The 17,356-nt window shown below is 66.8% G+C and carries 18 protein-coding genes; 9 read left to right on the top strand and 9 right to left on the bottom strand.

All coding sequences use genetic code 11. The annotated features are described in order from the left end of the window. The first annotated feature begins 164 nt into the window (after nucleotides 1-164). The 4 genes from U742_RS0120500 to U742_RS0120485 are packed head-to-tail and all read left to right on the top strand — an operon-like array spanning nucleotide 165 to nucleotide 3,953. Nucleotides 165-860: a TetR/AcrR family transcriptional regulator gene (locus tag U742_RS0120500; RefSeq protein WP_081853126.1), complete on the top strand. Its 696-nt coding sequence runs from the start codon at nucleotides 165-167 to the stop codon at nucleotides 858-860. After that, entirely contained in the window at nucleotides 857-1,816 is a 960-nt protein-coding gene (locus tag U742_RS0120495; protein WP_029356478.1) for an HlyD family secretion protein, read from the top strand. Before U742_RS0120500 ends, U742_RS0120495 begins: the two co-directional genes overlap by 4 nt. Next, on the top strand, nucleotides 1,813-2,793 hold the full coding sequence (locus U742_RS0120490; protein WP_051661384.1) for an ABC transporter ATP-binding protein: 981 nt from the start codon (nucleotides 1,813-1,815) through the stop codon (nucleotides 2,791-2,793). Before U742_RS0120495 ends, U742_RS0120490 begins: the two co-directional genes overlap by 4 nt. Then, nucleotides 2,790-3,953 (top strand): ABC transporter permease, encoded by a 1,164-nt coding sequence (locus U742_RS0120485; protein ID WP_029356474.1) that lies wholly within the window; start codon nucleotides 2,790-2,792, stop codon nucleotides 3,951-3,953. Before U742_RS0120490 ends, U742_RS0120485 begins: the two co-directional genes overlap by 4 nt. 47 nt (nucleotides 3,954-4,000) lie before the next feature. On the opposite strand, the gene U742_RS0120480 is transcribed toward U742_RS0120485, so the two are convergent. Next, on the bottom strand, nucleotides 4,001-4,837 hold the full coding sequence (locus U742_RS0120480; protein ID WP_029356471.1) for an oxidoreductase: 837 nt from the start codon (nucleotides 4,835-4,837) through the stop codon (nucleotides 4,001-4,003). 121 nt (nucleotides 4,838-4,958) lie between these two features. On the opposite strand from U742_RS0120480, the gene U742_RS0120475 reads away from it, so the two are divergent. Next, complete coding sequence (locus U742_RS0120475) at nucleotides 4,959-5,633, top strand: TetR/AcrR family transcriptional regulator (RefSeq protein WP_051661383.1); 675 nt, start codon at nucleotides 4,959-4,961, stop codon at nucleotides 5,631-5,633. 156 nt (nucleotides 5,634-5,789) lie between these two features. Here U742_RS0120475 and groL read toward each other — a convergent pair whose 3' ends face one another. Continuing rightward, a complete protein-coding gene (gene groL, locus U742_RS0120470) occupies nucleotides 5,790-7,427 on the bottom strand; it encodes a chaperonin GroEL (protein ID WP_029356467.1) in 1,638 nt (545 codons plus the stop codon). A gap of 83 nt (nucleotides 7,428-7,510) precedes the next feature. Then, on the bottom strand, nucleotides 7,511-7,825 hold the full coding sequence (gene groES, locus U742_RS0120465; RefSeq protein WP_029356465.1) for a co-chaperone GroES: 315 nt from the start codon (nucleotides 7,823-7,825) through the stop codon (nucleotides 7,511-7,513). Nucleotides 7,826-8,127: 302 nt separating this feature from the next. On the opposite strand from groES, the gene U742_RS0120460 reads away from it, so the two are divergent. Both U742_RS0120460 and U742_RS0120455 read left to right on the top strand, forming a co-directional pair. Continuing rightward, nucleotides 8,128-8,415: an usg protein gene (locus U742_RS0120460; RefSeq protein WP_029356463.1), complete on the top strand. Its 288-nt coding sequence runs from the start codon at nucleotides 8,128-8,130 to the stop codon at nucleotides 8,413-8,415. 185 nt (nucleotides 8,416-8,600) lie between these two features. After that, complete coding sequence (locus U742_RS0120455; protein ID WP_029356461.1) at nucleotides 8,601-9,203, top strand: exopolysaccharide biosynthesis protein; 603 nt, start codon at nucleotides 8,601-8,603, stop codon at nucleotides 9,201-9,203. Nucleotides 9,204-9,206: 3 nt separating this feature from the next. Here the strand turns inward: U742_RS0120455 and U742_RS0120450 are convergent, their stop codons facing one another. The 6 genes from U742_RS0120450 to U742_RS0120420 form a co-directional block, all read right to left on the bottom strand. Beyond that, nucleotides 9,207-9,974, bottom strand: coding sequence for an SDR family oxidoreductase (locus U742_RS0120450; protein WP_029356459.1), 768 nt, complete (start codon nucleotides 9,972-9,974; stop codon nucleotides 9,207-9,209). A gap of 268 nt (nucleotides 9,975-10,242) precedes the next feature. After that, nucleotides 10,243-10,989, bottom strand: coding sequence for a proteasome-type protease (locus U742_RS0120440; protein ID WP_029356457.1), 747 nt, complete (start codon nucleotides 10,987-10,989; stop codon nucleotides 10,243-10,245). Between the two features lie 149 nt (nucleotides 10,990-11,138). Further along, the gene (locus U742_RS0120435; protein WP_029356454.1) at nucleotides 11,139-11,975 is read right to left on the bottom strand and encodes a transglutaminase family protein; all 837 of its coding nucleotides are present in this window, start codon (nucleotides 11,973-11,975) and stop codon (nucleotides 11,139-11,141) included. 14 nt (nucleotides 11,976-11,989) lie between these two features. Beyond that, nucleotides 11,990-12,934 (bottom strand): alpha-E domain-containing protein, encoded by a 945-nt coding sequence (locus U742_RS0120430; protein WP_029356453.1) that lies wholly within the window; start codon nucleotides 12,932-12,934, stop codon nucleotides 11,990-11,992. A gap of 11 nt (nucleotides 12,935-12,945) precedes the next feature. Then, entirely contained in the window at nucleotides 12,946-13,569 is a 624-nt protein-coding gene (locus U742_RS0120425; protein ID WP_029356451.1) for a LysE family translocator, read from the bottom strand. Nucleotides 13,570-13,671: 102 nt separating this feature from the next. After that, entirely contained in the window at nucleotides 13,672-15,093 is a 1,422-nt protein-coding gene (locus U742_RS0120420) for a circularly permuted type 2 ATP-grasp protein (RefSeq protein ID WP_029356449.1), read from the bottom strand. Between the two features lie 223 nt (nucleotides 15,094-15,316). Here U742_RS0120420 and U742_RS0120415 point away from each other — a divergent pair, with 223 nt between their 5' ends. Both U742_RS0120415 and U742_RS0120410 read left to right on the top strand, forming a co-directional pair. After that, the gene (locus U742_RS0120415) at nucleotides 15,317-16,060 is read left to right on the top strand and encodes a competence/damage-inducible protein A (protein WP_029356447.1); all 744 of its coding nucleotides are present in this window, start codon (nucleotides 15,317-15,319) and stop codon (nucleotides 16,058-16,060) included. Nucleotides 16,061-16,343: 283 nt separating this feature from the next. Continuing rightward, entirely contained in the window at nucleotides 16,344-17,351 is a 1,008-nt protein-coding gene (locus tag U742_RS0120410; protein WP_029356445.1) for an ABC transporter substrate-binding protein, read from the top strand. The last annotated feature ends 5 nt before the right edge of the window (nucleotides 17,352-17,356 follow it).

The raw sequence follows: 17,356 nt of genomic DNA, 5'->3' as shown, positions 1-17,356 counted from the left end.
TGCGTGCTGGCTGTCGCGTTTCTCGATGATGCCTCTTCGTCCTGAGGCGAGGGCTTCGGGAGGAGGCGTTTCACCAGGGGTTTGTACATATTTGACTGACTGGTCAGTCAAATTCTAATCTTATACGAGATCGGTGCAGGCGCGCGACGTTCGGATAGCTTCGCATGGCACGGGGAAAAGACGGGAAACCCGCGGCATCCGCGCAGAAGGCGGGGAAGCCTCAGGGCGAGCCGAAGAAGGGCCGGGCCCGCGCGCCGCGGCTCGATCCGCAACTGCGCCGGCAGGCGATCCTCGCCGCCGCGCTGGCGGAGTTCGGCGAGCGCGGCTTCACCAGTGCCCGCATGGAGGACGTCGCCGCCCGCGCCGGCGTCGCCAAGGGCACGGTCTATCTCTATTTCGAGGACAAGAAGGCGTTGTTCGAGGGGTTGGTGCGCGAGGCCATCGACCCGGTGCTCGGCTTGATGGAGCGGCAGCTCGCCGGCTTTCCCGGCACCACGCGGCAGCTTCTTGAGATGTTCATCGGACATGTCGTGACGCAGGTAGTCGAGACGCCCCGCCGCGACCTCGTCCGGCTGATGATCGGGGAGGGCGAGCGCTTTCCCGATCTCGCGGACTTCTATTTCGACGAGGTGGTGGCGCGCGGTCTGCGCCTGTTGCGCGCGATCAATGAACGCGCGCTCGCGCGGGGCGAGATCACCTCCGACATCGGCCTGCGATTCCCCCAACTGTTCATCGCGCCGCTGCTCGTCGCGGTGACATGGGAAGGGCTCTTCGGCCGGCACGAACCGCTCGACGTGCCCGGCATGCTCAATGCTCACGTCGAGCTGATCCTGCGCGGCCTCGGCTGGAGAGAGACATGAAGCGGCTGATCCTCGTCACCCTGCTCGCGATCGCGGCGGTCGGCTGCGACAAGGCGCCGGACGGACGCTTCCAGGGCTATGCCGAAGGCGATCTCGTCTTCGTCGGCCCGGACGAGGCGGGGCGGGTGACGCGGCTCGACGTCGACGAGGGCGACCGCGTGAAGCCGGATCAGAAGCTGTTCTCTGTCGACACCGAGCTGCAGCAGGCCGACGTCAATTCGGCGCTGGCCAATGTCGCGCAGGCCGAGGCACAGCTCGCCAATCTCGAGGCGGCGGCGCAGCGCCCGCAGGAAATCGCGGTGCTGGAGGCGGCAGAGCGGCGGGCGGCGGCGGCGCTTGACCTCTCGCGCATCGAGCTCGACCGGCAGAAGGATCTGCTTGCCAAAAGGGTATCCTCGCAGGCGGCGCTCGACACCGCGCAGCACACCTTCGACCAGAACCAGGCGGCGCTCGACGAGGCGCGCCGGCGTATCGAGGTGGCGCGATTGGCGGGCCGCGAGCAGGAGATCGCCGCCGCGAGGCAGGCGGTCGACGTGGCGCGGGCTAGTCTCGCCGCCGCGCAGACGCGCCTCGCGCGCCGCGACCGCACGGCGCCGGTGGAGGGCTCGATCGAGACGGTGTATTTCCGGCCGGGCGAGCTTGTGCCGGCCGGGCGGCCGGTGGTGTCGATCCTGCCGCCGCGGCAGATCAAGGCGCGCTTCTTCGTGCCGGAGCCGGACCTGCCGAAGTTCAGGATGGGCATGGCGGTCGACGTCACCTGCGACGGCTGCGCCGCGCCGATCCCCGCCAAGGTCAGCTTCATCGCCTCCAGCGCCGAATATACGCCGCCGGTGATCTATAGCCTCGACGAGCGGGCCAAGCTGGTCTTCATGCTGGAGGCCCGGCCCGACGATCCGCTGGCGCTGCGCCCCGGCCAGCCGATCACCGTCGGGATCGCGCCGGGGGGCGCGCCATGACCGGCGAGGGGCACGCGGACACGAAGACGGCACCCGCCGCCGAGGTCGGGGCCGGCTCGCCCTATGCCATCGAGGTGGAGGGGCTATCGAAATCGTTCGGCGGCCGCGTGGTGGTGCGCAACCTCACCATGCGGGTGAAGCGCGGGCAGATCTACGGCTTCCTCGGTCCCAACGGTTCGGGCAAGACTACCACCATCCGCATGCTGTGCGGCCTGCTCACCCCGGATTCCGGGCGCGGCACCTGTCTCGGCATGGACATCCTCACGCAGTCGCGCGAGATCCGCCGCCTCGTCGGCTACATGACGCAGCGCTTCAGCCTCTATGGCGACCTCTCGGTGCGCGAGAACCTCGAATTCGTCGCGCGCATCTATGGCGTGCGAGAGCCGGAGGAGGCGGCGCGCAAGGCGGTGGAGCGGCTCGGCCTCGCCGGCCGCGACCGGCAGCTCGCCGGCTCGCTCTCCGGCGGCTGGAAGCAGCGCCTCGCGCTTGGCGCCTGCATCCTGCCCTCGCCGCGGCTGCTGCTGCTCGACGAGCCGACCGCCGGCGTCGATCCCAAGGCGCGGCGGGAGTTCTGGGCGCAGATCCACGAGCTCGCGGCCGAAGGGCTGACCGTGCTGGTCTCCACCCACTACATGGACGAGGCCGAGCGCTGCCACGAGATCGCATATATCGCCTATGGCGACCTGCTGGCGCAGGGCACGGTGGAGGAGGTGGTCGCCGGCGCCGGGCTCACCACCTACACCGTCACGGGCGGCGATCCGGCGACACTTGCGCGCGAGCTTGCCGGGACGCCGGGCATCGAGCTGGTCGCGCCCTTCGGCACCAGCGTGCATGTCGGCGCCCTCGACGCCGCGGCGCTGGAGGCCGCCATCCGGCCGTTCATGCAGCGCCCGGAGCTCACCTGGCGCAAGGACGAGCCGACGCTGGAGGACGTGTTCATCGACCTGATGAACCGCTCGCAGGACAATTTCAGATGAGCGCGTCCGCCGGGTTTTCTGGCTTCTTCCGCCGTGTCGGCGCGATGATGCGCAAGGAGTTCCTGCAGCTCCTGCGCGACCACGTCTCCTTCGCGACGATGATCTCGATCCCGCTGCTGCAGCTCGTGCTGTTCGGCTATGCCATCAACACGACGCCGCGACACCTGCCGACCGCCGTGCTGGCCTATGAGAACACCTCGATTACCCGCTCCATCCTGGCGGCGCTGGAGAACACCAAATATTTCGCGGTGACCCATCACCCGAGGAGCGCGGAGGAGGCCGAGCATCTCGTGCGCTCGGGCGACGTGCTGTTCGTGGTCGAGATCCCGGCCGGCTTCGAGCGGGCGGTGCGGCGCGGGGAGAGCCCGTCGCTGCTGGTGGCGGCCGATGCCACCGATCCGGTCGCCTCGTCGAGCGCGCTCGCCGCGCTCGGGCGCCTTGTCGAGACGGCGATGGTGCGCGAGCGCTTCGTGATCGATGCGGGGCCGGAGGGCAGCGGGCTGGAAAACCAGCCGCCGGCGTTCTCCATCGTCACCCACCCACGCTACAACCCGGCGGCGGTGACGCAACTCAACATCGTGCCGGGGCTGCTCGGTACCATCCTTACCATGACCATGCTGATCTTCACGGCGCTCTCGGTGACGCGCGAGATCGAGCGCGGCACCATGGAGGCGCTGCTGGCCATGCCGATCCGCCCGGTCGAGGTGATGCTCGGCAAGATCGCGCCCTATGTGCTGGTCGGCGCCATGCAGGCGACGATGATCGTGGTGGCGGGGGTCTATCTGTTCGGCGTGCCGATGGTCGGCTCGCTCGGGCTGCTCACCGTGCTGACCACGCTGTTCATCGTCACCAACCTGTCGATCGGCTACACCTTCTCGACGCTGGCGCAGAACCAGTTGCAGGCGGTGCAGATGACCTTCATGTACTTCCTGCCGAACATTCTGCTGTCCGGTTTCATGTTCCCCTTCGCCGGCATGCCGACCTGGGCGCAGTGGATCGGCGAGACGCTGCCGCTGACGCATTATCTGCGCATGGTGCGCGGGATATTGCTCAAGGGCTCGACGATGAGCGACCTCACCAGCGACATCCTCGGGCTCACCGCGATCATGCTGGTCGCCATGGTGATCGCGGTGAAGCGCTTCCGGCAGACGCTGGATTGAGGCGCACCCGGCGGAAACCTCCTTCGCTCGCCGGTGTCGCGGGAGGATCAATCGAAATCCGTTGAAACGCTGACATGCTTCCAGGCGGCGATCTCGGCCTCCATGGCCGCGATCTTGTCAGCCACCAGCTTGAGCGCGTCGCTGCCGAGATAGAGCCGGACCGGCGGGCTGTCGGAAGCGATCAGCTTCATGAGCGCCTGTCCCGCCTTGGCCGGATCGCCGGGCTGGTTGCCGCTCTTGGCGCGACGGGCGGCGCGGATCGGGTCCATCAGGGCATCGTAGTCGGCGATGCTGCGCTCGGTCCGCTGCATGGAGCGTCCCGCCCAGTCGGTGCGGAACTGACCCGGCGCCAGCGCGGTGACGTGAATGCCGAAAGGCTTCACCTCCTTGCCGAGCGCCTCGGAAATACCTTCCAGCGCGAACTTGCTGCCGCAGTAATAGGTGATGCCGGGCATGGTGATGAAGCCGCCCATCGAGGTGACGTTGACGATATGTCCCCGGCGCCGCTGGCGCATGCCCGGCAGCACGGCCTTGATCACGGCGACGGCACCGAACAGGTTGGTTTCGAATTGCCGACGCATGTCGTCGAGCGGCGATTCTTCGAGGATGCCTTCATGGCCGTAGCCGGCATTGTTCACCAGCACGTCGATGGGGCCGACCTGCCGCTCGGCCTCGGCGAGAGCCGGCACGATGGCGTCGAAGTCGGTCACGTCGAGCCGGACTGCGTGGGCGCTGCCGGGCGCCGTGGCCTCGAACGCGGCGGCGGCGTCCGCGCCGCGCACGGTGCCGATCACCCGATGGCCGGCCGCGAGGGCGGCCTCGGCGAAGGCCTTTCCCAGTCCGGAGCTGACGCCGGTGATGAGGATGTTTTTCGGATCGCTCATGTCTGTTTCCCTGCAACGCACGGCCGGGCCGGCAACCTCGCCAAGCCCTCATCCGTAATTATATCGTGATATTAAATTTATATCATGATATAGATATTTCCAGAGACACCAGGGACGAAAAATGACGGATGCCGAACGGCCGCCGCTTCGGGAGCGGAACCGGCAGATGGTGCGGGAACTCGTGCTGGACGCGGCCGAGCGGTTGCTGGGCCGGGATACGACGGCCGATTTTTCCATGCGCTCGCTGGCGGCGGAGGCCGGCGTCGGCTTTGCCACGCCGTTCAATCATTTCGGCAGCAAGAACGCGATCATGCAGGCGCTTTCCGAGCGGGTGATCGCCCGGATGCGGACGCGTTTCGAGAGCGAGGCGCCCGCGGGCGACGCCATCGACCGGGTACTGGCGATGGGCCGGATCGGCATCTCGCTGCTGCTGGAGCAGCCGGGCGTCTACAAGGCGGTGGTCGGTTCGCTGGGGGTGGTCAGTCCGGAGCCGAGCGTGGTGCGGCAGCGTTCGAGCGAGCTCTGGGCCCTTGCGCTGGGCGATCTCTCCGGCCTTGCCGGCGAGACGGCCGGACTCGCGGGCGGCATGCTGGCGGAGCAACTGGCCTTCAGCTTTCGTGGTTGCCTGTCGTTCTGGATTGCCGGCGAACTCAGCGACGGGGAACTGGCTCAGGCGTTTGCGGCGGGCGCCGGGGCGCTTCTCCTCGGCTTTGCGGAGCCGCGGCGGCGGCCTCATCTGCTCGCGCATCTCCGGGACGGGCAGGCGCACCGCCCGTCGAGCCGACCTGACGACTGACCGACGCGTCGGGCCAGCCAAACGAAAAGGGCGCGGCCGAAGCCGCGCCCTTCCGTAGTCTTATGCGGATGGACTTCGATCAGAAGTCCATGCCGCCACTGAAGCCGGGCCTGCCCGGCTTCAGCATTGGGGAACCGCAGGGGCTGATGGACTTCCTCAGAAGTCCATGCCGCCCATGCCGCCGCCCGGCATGGCCGGGGCGGGAGCGGCCTTCTTCGGCAGCTCGGCGATCATCGCCTCGGTGGTGATCAGCAGGCCGGCCACGGAGGCGGCGTCCTGCAGCGCAGTGCGCACGACCTTGGTCGGGTCGATCACGCCAGCCTTGTACATGTCGACGAACTGGCCGGTCTGGGCATTGTAGCCGTAGGCGTAGCTGTCCTTCTCGAGCACCTTGCCGACGATGATCGAGCCGTCGTCGCCCGCGTTCAGGGCGATCTGGCGGGCCGGCGACTGGATCGCCTTGCGGACGATCTCGATGCCGGTCTTCTGGTCCTCGTTGGCGGTCTTGAGGTTCGCGAGCGCCTTGGCCGCGCGCAGCAGGGCGACACCGCCGCCCGGCAGCACGCCTTCTTCGACGGCCGCGCGGGTCGCGTGCAGCGCGTCGTCGACGCGGTCCTTCTTCTCCTTCACCTCGACCTCGGTGGCGCCGCCGACGCGGATCACCGCGACGCCGCCGGCGAGCTTGGCCAGGCGCTCCTGCAGCTTCTCACGATCGTAGTCCGAGGTGGTCTCCTCGATCTGCGCCTTGATCTGCGCGACGCGGGCCTGGATGTCGGCCTTCTTGCCGGCGCCGTCGACGATGGTGGTGTTCTCCTTCTCGATCACCACCTTCTTGGCGCGGCCGAGCATGCCCAGCGTGACCGAGTCGAGCTTGATGCCGAGGTCTTCGGAGATCGCCTCGCCGCCGGTGAGGATGGCGATGTCCTGCAGCATGGCCTTGCGACGGTCGCCGAAGCCCGGCGCCTTCACCGCCGCGACCTTCAGGCCGCCGCGCAGCTTGTTGACCACGAGGGTGGCGAGCGCCTCGCCCTCGATGTCCTCGGCGATGATGAGGAGCGGACGCGAGGTCTGCACCACCGCCTCGAGGATCGGCAGCAGCTCCTGCAGGCCGGAGAGCTTCTTCTCGTGGATGAGGATGTAGGGATCCTCGAACTCCACGCGCATCTTCTCGGCATTGGTGATGAAGTAGGGCGAGAGGTAGCCGCGGTCGAACTGCATGCCCTCGACGACGTCGAGCTCGGTGGCGGCGGTCTTGGCTTCCTCGACGGTGATCACGCCCTCGTTGCCGACCTTCTGCATGGCCTCGGCGAGGAACTTGCCGACCTCGACGTCGCCATTGGCCGAGATGGTGCCGACCTGGGCGATCTCCTCGTTCGAGGTGACCTTGCGGGAATTCTTCTTGAGGTCCGTGACGATGGCGTCGACGGCGAGGTCGATGCCGCGCTTCAGGTCCATCGGGTTCATGCCGGCGGCGACCGACTTGGCGCCTTCCTTCACGATCGCCTGGGCCAGAACGGTCGCCGTGGTGGTGCCGTCACCGGCGAGGTCGTTGGTCTTGGAAGCGACTTCGCGCACCATCTGCGCGCCCATGTTCTCGAACTTGTCCTCGAGCTCGATCTCCTTGGCGACGGTGACGCCGTCCTTGGTGATGCGCGGGGCGCCGAAGCTCTTCTCGATGACGACGTTGCGACCCTTCGGGCCGAGCGTGACCTTCACCGCATTGGCGAGGATGTCGACGCCGCGCAGCATCTTCTCGCGCGCGTCTCCGGAAAATTTTACGTCCTTGGCACTCATGTTCTTCTGCTCCCGAGGAGGATTTCGGTCTGATGGCCGGGGATGGCGCGTGTCACGCGGCCACCGTCATGCGGCCTTGGCTATCACGCGGCCTTCTTGGCCGAGGTGGTGACGTCCAGCACACCGAGGATGTCGGACTCCTTCATGATGAGGTAGTCGACGCCGTCGATCTTCACCTCGGTGCCGGACCACTTGCCGAACAGCACGCGGTCGCCGGCCTTCACGTCGAGGGGGACGAGCTTGCCGGCCTCGTCGCGGGCACCCGGGCCGGCGGCGACAACTTCGCCCTGCGAGGGCTTTTCCTTGGCGGTGTCGGGGATGATGATCCCGCCGGCGGTCTTCTCTTCCGCGTCGACACGCTTGACCACGACGCGGTCATGCAGAGGACGGAACTTCATCGCATCTCTCCAGAAAGTCTTGAATCTCAAGGCGGATTTCTTGCGGTTCACGGCCGCGCTCACGCTGGCGTGAGGGGCCGCCAGACATCTAGGCGGCACCCTCAAGCCTCGCAAGAGGGGCGCGGCAAAAAATTAGCAGTCTCGCGCAGTGAGTGCCAGTGCCGTCGCGCTGCATTGTCAGCACTCTGTCGCATATGCTGCTAGTGCCTTGATATTGAACGATAAATTGAAATTTTTGGCTTGCCGGCGCCGAGATTCCGGCGGCAGAATCACTGTCACGAGTCGTGACATGGAGGCTTCGCATGACGGTGCAGAGCGTTTCGGCGTCGCAGGATTTCGTGAAGCAGATGGCGGGCTACGGCCTGACCACTGCGCACATCCTCTATCGCATGCCGGACCATCCGGTGCTGCTGCAGACCTATCTCTGGCAGCATTACGACCTCTGCCCCGATTTCCCCGAGCTCAACAAGTTCCTCGAATTCTGGCGGCGCGAGCTTGACGGGCCGGTGCACTCGGTAACGGTGGCGCATTCGCGGCTGATCCGGCCGGCGGAGCTGCGTCCGGTCGGCGGCATGTTCCGGCTCAACTGACGAGGCGCGCGGGACGGGCGCAAGAGGGGCGCGCGCAGCCCCTTTCGCGGCGGTTTGTTTCCCGCCGCGTTTCCGGATGTTGCCTGTTGGCCCTCACCTTGCCGCGATCGGCGTGCTATACGGCCCGCCGAGCGGGATGCCTTTCTGGCGCCCCGGGAGTGCTGGAAAGTCGTCTGGATACCGCCTTGGATCACCGTGCGCCGCGTACTTCGGAGCTGCTGGCGGCCATCACCGCCGCGCACTCGGCCGAGCGAATCTCGCTCGGCGAGTTGGTGCATGCGCTGCGCAACCGCGCCTTCGGCCTGACCGTCCTGCTGTTCGGCATCCCCAACTGCCTGCCGATGCCGCCGGGTATCCCGGTGATCTGCGGCGTGGTGCTGTGCCTCGTCGGCGTGCAGATGGCGATCGGCCGGGACGAGCTGTGGCTGCCGGGCTGGCTGGCGCGCCGCACCATCTCGCACAAGGTGCTCGACCGGATGGTCAATGGCGCGCTGCCCTGGGTGCAGCGCTTCGAGGCCTATTCGAAGCCGCGCCATCTGCTCTTCGCCAATGCCGCCGCGACCCGCGTCGTGGGCGGGCTGGTGCTGCTGCTCGGCCTGCTGCTGATGCTGCCGATCCCGATCTTCGGCAATCTGCCGCCGGGCATCGCGGTGTGCATCCTCGGGCTCGGCCTCGTCGAGCGCGACGGCATCTTCATCATCGCCGGCGCGGTGGCGACGCTGATCAGCCTCGGCGTGATGGGTTTCCTGAGCTGGCTGCTCTACCAGGGCGCGCTGGCGGTCTTCTGAGCCTCACCCGCGCCCGACGAAGGGGGCGTTGGTCGCCATCACCGTCATGAACAGCACGTTGGCGTCGAGCGGCAGGCTCGCCATATAGGCGACCGCGCGGCCGGCATGGGCGGGGTCGAAGGTCGGCTCGACCATGATCTGCCCATTGGCCTGCAGGATGCCGCTCTTCATCTTCGCCGCCATGTCGGTGTCGGCATTGCCGATATCGATCTGGCCGCAGGCGATGGAATGGGCGCGGCCCTCCAGCGCCACCTGCTTGGTGAGGCCGGTCACCGCGTGCTTGGTCGCCGTATAGGGGCCGGTGAGCGGGCGGGGGGCGTGCGCCGAGATCGAGCCGTTGTTGATGATGCGTCCGCCCTTCGGGTCCTGCCGCTTCATCAGCCGGATGGCGGCCTGCGTGCACAGGAACACGCCGGTGAGGTTGACGGCGACGACGTGCTGCCAGTCCTCGAAGGGAATGTCCTCGATCGGCATCCCCGGCGACCAGCCGCCGGCATTGTTGAACAGCACGTCGAGACGGCCATGGGCGCGCTCGACATGCTCGAACAGCCCGGCGACGCCGGCGGGGGTGGAGACGTCCGCCGGGGCGACGTCCGCTTTCCACCCGGCCGCGGCGATCGCGGCGGCGAGGGCCTCCAGCGGCTCGCGCCGGCGCCCGTTCAGCACCACGGTGAAGCCGGCCTCCGCGAGAGCGAGGGCAGCCGCCTTGCCGATGCCGGTGCCGGCGCCGGTGACGAGCGCGATGCGGGGGGCAGATGTCGGGTCGATCATGGGAATCCTCCAGCCTGTTCTTCTTGCCGCGCGGAACCCTCGCGCCATGGTGGCGTTGTAAGGCAAGTCGAGATGTCAGGGAAGGACAAGGACATGCCCGCTATTCTGATGTGGCTTATCGGTATTCCGATTCCGATCATCATCCTGATCTATCTGCTCACCTGACGAGGGCGAGCATCTATTTTCTGTCTCATGGACAAGACGCAGCCGGAGCGCGACATTCCTGTCGTGATCCGGCATTTTATTTGAATCGGCGCTTAGCGCACGCTCAGCGGCCCTGCCCATAGGGCGGGCGCGGGATGGCGTTGTGCGCCGCCCTGAGCGCCGCCGACCAGCGCTCGCGCAAATCGTGGAAATAGGGCTCGCCCGGCTCGATGCGGTGGTTCAGTTCGGCGCATCCGGCATCGCGGCGGGCGATGAGGACGTCGATCGGCATGCCGACGCCGAGATTGGAGCGCATCGTCGAATCCATCGAGATGAGGCCCGATTTCAGCGCGTCGTAGAGGTCCATGTCGTAGGTGATGGAGCGGTCGAGCACCGGCTTGCCGTATTTGTGCTCGCCGATCTGCAGGAAGGGCGTGTCGGTGGTGCACTCGATGAAGTTGCCGGCCGCGTAGAGCATGAACAGGCGCAGCCGCCCGCCATTCACCTGCCCGCCGAACAGGAAGGAGACGTCGAAACGGACATCCGCCTCCTTCAGCGCTTCGCCATAGAGGTCGTAGACATGGCGGATGGCGGCGCCGACCAGCTCGGCGGCGCGGAACATGGAGGTGCATTCGGCGAGCGTGCGCCGCTCGCCGGTCTCCGGATCCTCCAGCCCTTCCTGAAGGGTCGAGATCACCGCCTGCGATATCGAAAGGTTGCCGGCGGTGGACAGCGCCATCACATGGCGCCCCGGCTCCTCGAAGACGTGAAGCTTGCGGAAGGTCGAAACGTTGTCGAGACCCGCATTGGTGCGGGTATCCGCGATCATCACCAGGCCGTCCCGAACCAGGATGCCGCAACAATAGGTCATCTATACGCGCCCCAGCATTTCCCCCGCGCGTCTTATACCGACGCGGTTTCGTCAGCGGCAACCGATCTTCGCGAAAATGAAGAGGATGGGGCGGTTCCGTCGCGCCCCGGCAACAGGGTGATGGACATGCCGAGGCCCGGCAAGCGCCACTAACCCTGCACCTGCCGCGACGACTGGTCGACCGTGATGGCGACCGAGAGGTTCTCCTCGCCGCCGCCATAGCGGTTGCCGCGCACCGGGGCGGCGCCGAGATAGTCGAGCCCGGCGGCGACGCGCACATAGACCTCGGTCGGGCAGAGGTCGTGCACGGGGTCGAAGCCGACCCAGCCGAAGCCTTCCACATAGGTCTCCGCCCAGGCATGGCCCGCCTGGTGGCCGGCATGCTGCTCCGGCGTCGAGCCGTCGCCGACCAGATAGCCGCTGACATAGCGCGCCGGCATGCCGAGATGGCGAGCGCAGGCGACGTAGACATGCGCGTAGTCCTGGCAGACGCCGCGCTTCAGCTCGAACGCCTCGCGTGCCGTGGTCGAGGCCTGGGTGGGGTCCGGATCGAAGGTCATCGCCTCGTGCACCGCGCCCATCAGGGCGTGCAGGCGCGCCAGCGGGTCGTTGGCGCCGGCGACCGCCTCCTCGGCGAAGCTGCGCAGTGCCGGATGCGGGGCGGTCAGGTCGGTCTCGCGCAGGAACAGCGAGGGGTGGAAGCGCTCCACCGAGCCGCGAAGCACGCCGGAGGTGTCCTGCGTCTCCACCTCGCCCTCGACCAGCACGCGCAGCTCGGAGATCGGCCCGTCCACCGCGAAGGTGTGGGTGAGGTTGCCGAAGGCGTCCTCATGGGCCTGCAGCCGGCAGCTCTCCGAGACATCGATGCGCCAGGAGACGACGTACTGGCCGTCATGGTTACGCGGGGTGAGGCGCAGGATCTGGATCGCGCCGAGCGCCGGCGGTTCGTAGCGGTAGACGGTGGCGTGGTTGACATGGATGCGCATGGGACATCACCCGCTCAGACGAGATACTGCTCGGTGATGGTAGCGCCAAGCCTGTTGTTCTCGGCGATGAAATTGTCGATGTATTCGTGCAGCCCCACCTGGAAGATTTCGTCCATGCGGCTGTTGCCGAGCCGGGTGAGATTGGAACGGGCGAGCCGCTGGGCGGTTCCCTGCCGGCCGTAATAGGCGGCTATGTCGTCGAGATAGCGCGAGATGTTCTGGTAGCAACTGGTCAGCGAGCGCGGCATTTGCGCGTTGAGGATGAGCAGGTCGGCGACCAGCCAGGGTTTCACGCTCTCGCGGTAGACCCAGTGGAACGAGGTCAGCGCCGAGACCGAGCGCAGGATCGAGGCCCACTGGAAATAGTCGAGCGGGCCGCCGACATGCTCGGAATCCGGCAGCAGCACGTGATATTTCACGTCGAGGATGCGCGCGGTGTTGTCCGCCCGCTCGACATACATGCCGACCCGCGAAAACCAGAAGGCGTCGTTGCGCAGCATGGTGCGGTAGGCAGCGCCGTCGAAGCGCAGCGAGGTCTCCTTCACGAAGTTGAGGAAGCGGGAGAGCTCCTCGCGCGTCATGCTCTTGGTCGAGTAGCGCTTCAGCTCCAGCCAGGCCGAGTTGATGGTCTCCCACATCTCGATGGTGAGCGCGGTGCGCACCGAGCGGGCATTGGTGCGCGCGGTCTCGAAGCAGTTGCGGATGGAGGAGGGATTCTCCGGCGCGAAGGCGAGGAAGGAGACGACGTTCTTCTCGTTCACCTCGTCGCCGTGCACCTGCTTGAACAGGTCCTCGCAGCCGGCGGTGAGCAGCGCCGAGCTCCATTCATTGGTCGAGCCGCCATAGGCGGCCGGAAGCTGGGCGAGGCGCTGGGTGACGTCGAGGATGCGGGCGAGGCACTCCGCGCGCTCCATGTAGCGGGCCAGCCAGTAAAGATTGTCGGCGGTACGTGACAGCATGGGACCCTGAACTATTTGGCGTTGCGCCAGGCGAGCGTCATGACGCCCGCCCCGATGAGCAGCGAGCCGCCGGCCCGGTTGATGGCGGCGATGATGCGGGAATTGCCGATCGAGCCCCGCAGCCGGCCGGCGGCGAGCGCGTAGCCGAAGGCATTGGCGGCGGCGAGGGTGAGGAAGGTCGCCTCGAAGATGACGAGCTGGGTGACCACGTCGCCGGCGGGATCGAGGAACTGCGGCAGGAAGGCGACGAAGAAGGTGAGGCTCTTCGGGTTCAGCGCGGTGACCAGCCAGGCATGCGCCAGCATGCGCAGCGGCCGTCCGCCGGCCGGCGTGCCGGGCAAAGCGAGCGTGCCGGCCGAGCGCCAGAGCTTGATGCCGAGCCAGATCAGGTAGCAGGCGCCGATCACCTTCAGCACGGTGAACAGCGTCGCCGAGGCGGCGAGCAGGGCACCGAGGCCGAGCATGGACAGCGTCATGGCGGTGAAGTCGCCGAGCGCGACGCCGGCGGCGACCGGGAGCGCCACCCGCCGGCCCTGGCCAAGCGCGTAGGAGACGACCAGGAGGATGGTCGGCCCCGGTATGACCAGCAGCACCGCCGAGGCGGCGACGAAGGCCAGCCATGTTTCGATGCTCATCGTGTCCGCTCCCTCACCGCGTCTTCGCGTCGATCCCGTGGGACGCATCCCGCCTATCGTCATCCCCGGCCGCGCCTCAGCGGAGAACCGGGGTCGTCTCGCTCAGCTATCCTCCAGTACCCAGGTGTCCTTGGTGCCGCCGCCCTGGCTCGAATTGACCACCAGCGAGCCGGCCTGCAGGGCGACACGGGTGAGCCCGCCGGGCACGATGCGCACGCCGTCGCTGCCGGTGAGCACGAAGGGCCGCAGATCGACATGGCGCGGCGCGATGCCTTCCTCGACGAAGGTCGGGCAGGTGGAGAGCGCCAGCGTCGGCTGGGCGATGAAGTTGGTCGGGTCCTGCTTCAGCTTGGCGCGGAACAGTTCGATCTGCGCCTTGTCGGCGCGCGGGCCGATCAGCATGCCGTAGCCGCCGGAGCCATGGACCTCCTTGACGACCAGCTCCTCCAGATGGTCGAGCACGTATTTCAGGTGGTCGGCCTCGCGGCAGCGCCAGGTCGGCACGTTCTTCAAAAGCGGCTCCTCGCCGAGATAGAAGCGGATGATCTCGGGCATGTAGCTGTAGACCGCCTTGTCGTCGGCAACCCCGGTGCCGACCGCGTTGGTCAGCGTCACGTTGCCGGCGTTGTAGGCGCTCATCAGGCCGGGCACGCCGAGCGCGCTGTCCGGGCGAAAGGCCAGCGGATCGAGGAAGTCGTCGTCGAGGCGGCGATAGATCACGTCGACCCGCTTCGGCCCCTCGGTGGTGCGCATGAAGACGGTGTCGTTCTTGATGAAGAGGTCGCGCCCCTCCACCAGCTCGACGCCCAGCTTGTCGGCGAGGAAGGAGTGCTCGTAATAGGCCGAGTTGTAGATGCCGGGGGTGAGCACGACGACGTTGGGGTCGCTGGTGGCGGTCACCGGCGCCAGCGATTTCAGCGTGGCGAGCAGCGCGTCGGTGTAGTTCTCGACCGGCGCCACGCGGTTGTCCGCGAACAGCTCGGGAAACAGCCGCAGCATGATCTCGCGGTTCTCCAGCATGTAGGAGACGCCGGAGGGAGTGCGAGCATTGTCCTCGAGCACATAGAAGGTGTCGGCGTCGATGCGCACCACGTCGATGCCGGCGATGTGCACATAGAGGTCGTGCGGCACCTTCTGGCCGTTCATCTCCGGCCTGAACACCGGGTTCTGGTAGACGAGGTCTTCCGGCACGACCCCGGCTTTCAGGATCTCGCGCTTGGAATAGACGTCCTTGATGTAGAGGTTCAGCGCCTTGGTGCGCTGCTCGAGGCCCGCCGAGAGGCGCTTCCACTCCGCGCTGGTCAGGATGCGCGGGATGATGTCGAAGGGAATGAGGCGTTCCTGCGCGTCGCTGTCGCCATAGACCGCGAAGGTGATGCCGATGCGGCGGAAGATGAACTCCGCCTCCTTGCGGCGATAGTCGAGCACGTCGGGCGGTACGTCGCGGAGCCAGCGGGACAGGGCGGCATAGGCGGAACGGATCGAGCCGTCCGGATTGGTCATTTCGTCGAACGCGACGGTCATAGGTGACATCTACTCCCCAACTGCCTCACGTTAGCTACAAACCTCGTGCCAGCGGAAGGGGAGGAACGATGGGTCGTTCGAATATCCATCGATCCGCTGCGGATTGCCCATTTGTGAGGCGTATTGCCCTCGCCGGCGGCGCATCCTGCCCTTGCTTGCGGCGCGGGTTGCGTTCATTTGCGACGGTAGCCTGCGGATGTATCGGGGAGGGGAGAAGAATCAGATGCGGAACAATGCGGACGCGGTGACCGCCGCCGTGCTGGTGATCGGCGACGAGATTCTTTCGGGGCGCACCAAGGACAAGAACATCGGCTACATCGCCGAATATCTCACCGGCATCGGCATCGACGTGTCCGAGGTGCGCGTCGTGCCGGATATCGAGGAGGAGATCGTCGCGGCGGTGAACGCGCTCCGGGCGCGCTACACCTATGTCTTCACCACCGGCGGCATCGGGCCGACGCATGACGACATCACCGCCGATTCGGTGGCGAAGGCCTTCGGCGTGCCGATCGACGTCGATCCGCGCGCCCGCGCCATGCTGCTCGAATACATCGCCGAGAAGGACCTGAACGAGGCGCGCCTGCGCATGGCGCGCATTCCCGAGGGCGCCGACCTCATCGTCAACAAGGTCTCGAAGGCGCCCGGATTCCGCATCGGCAACGTCATCGTCATGGCCGGCGTCCCGACCATCATGCAGGCGATGCTCGACGAGGTGGCGCCGACGCTCGGCACCGGGCGCAAGATGCTTTCCGAAACGGTGCGGGCGGATGCGCGCGAAGGCGACATCGGCGGTCCGCTGGCCCGCGTCGCGGCGGCGCATCCGGACACCTCGATCGGCAGCTATCCCTTCCTGTCCGACGAGGGGCGGCCCAACACAAATCTGGTGGTGCGCTCGCGCGATCCGCAGAAGCTGGCTGCGGCGGTGGCGGATGTGCGGGCGATGCTGGCGGAACTGGTGCGGGGGTGAGAGGGACTTGGAACGCGCCTGTGTGCTTAAGGGCCGTCGTCCTGAAGTGCTCGGGCAATGACCGAGCTTCGAAGGATGGCCGACCGGGCGCGTGAGGAGAGCATCCTTCGAGGCCGGCTTCGCCGGGCACCTCAGGATGACGGAGCTGTTTGGTCGGCCGCGCAATAGGGTGGACGTGGGGTGTCTACTCGTTGATGTCTCCCAAATAATCTATAAAAACAATTGACATTATGTTTTTCACTTCCGATGCTCCGCCGACCCTTGGAAAGCATCGGAGACGACCATGCGCAGACGCGCGCTCATCCTGTCCGCCGGCGCGCTGGCCGCCGCCGTCGCGCTCGCACCCTTGCCGCCGGCGAAGGCTGAAACGGCGCAACTGCGCATCGCGCAGCAGTTCGGCATCGCCTATCTGCCGCTGATCGTCGCCAAGGAGCAGGGGCTCATCGAGAAGCATGCCAAGGCGGCGGGCAATCCCGACCTCAAGGTCGAATGGCTGCGCATTTCCGGCGCCGCCGGCATGAACGACGCGCTGATCTCGGGCGGGCTCGACTTCGCCACGGCCGGCGTCGCGCCGGCGATCCTCACCTGGGACAAGACGCGCGGCAAGACGGACATCACCCTCATCGCCGCGCTCGGCTCGATGCCGAACGTGCTGACGACCAACAATCCCAAGGTGAAGACCATCGCCGACTTCACCGAGGCGGACCGCATCGCGCTGCCCTCGGTCAAGGTGGGCTTCCAGCCGATCGTGCTGCAGATCGCGGCGGACAAGCAGTTCGGCCAGTACGACAAGCTCGACGCGCTCACCGTCTCCATGCCGCATCCGGACGCCACCAGCGCACTGCTCTCCGGCACCGGCGGCATCACCGCGCATTTCACCTCGCCGCCCTTCGTCCAGCAACAGCTCGCCAGCGGCAAGGTGACGGCGGTGTTGAACAGCTACGACGTGCTGGGCGGCCCGCACACCTTCAACGTCGTCTACGGCACGAAGAAATTCGCCACCGAGAACCCGAAGACTATCGACGCCTTCGTCGCCGCGCTGGACGAGGCCAACGCCTGGATCAAGGCGAACCCGGCGGCGGCGGCCAAGCTCTACATCGCGGCGGAGAACTCCAAGCTCTCCCCGGAGCTGGTCGAGGGCATCATCCGCGACCCGCAGATCAACTTCACCACCCAGCCGGAGCGGGTCGACGTCTTCACCGAGTTCGAGGCGAAGATCGGTCTGATCAAGTCAAAGCCGGGCTGGAAGGAGCTGTTCCAGCCGGGCCTGCACGGCAAGGGCGGGAGCTGACCCGG

The sequence above is a fragment of the Allobosea sp. 117 genome (genome assembly GCF_000702305.1).
Taxonomy (GTDB): domain Bacteria; phylum Pseudomonadota; class Alphaproteobacteria; order Rhizobiales; family Xanthobacteraceae; genus Ancylobacter.
The sequence above is the reverse complement of the archived record's forward strand: the minus strand, read 5'-3'. Positions and strand labels throughout refer to the sequence as shown.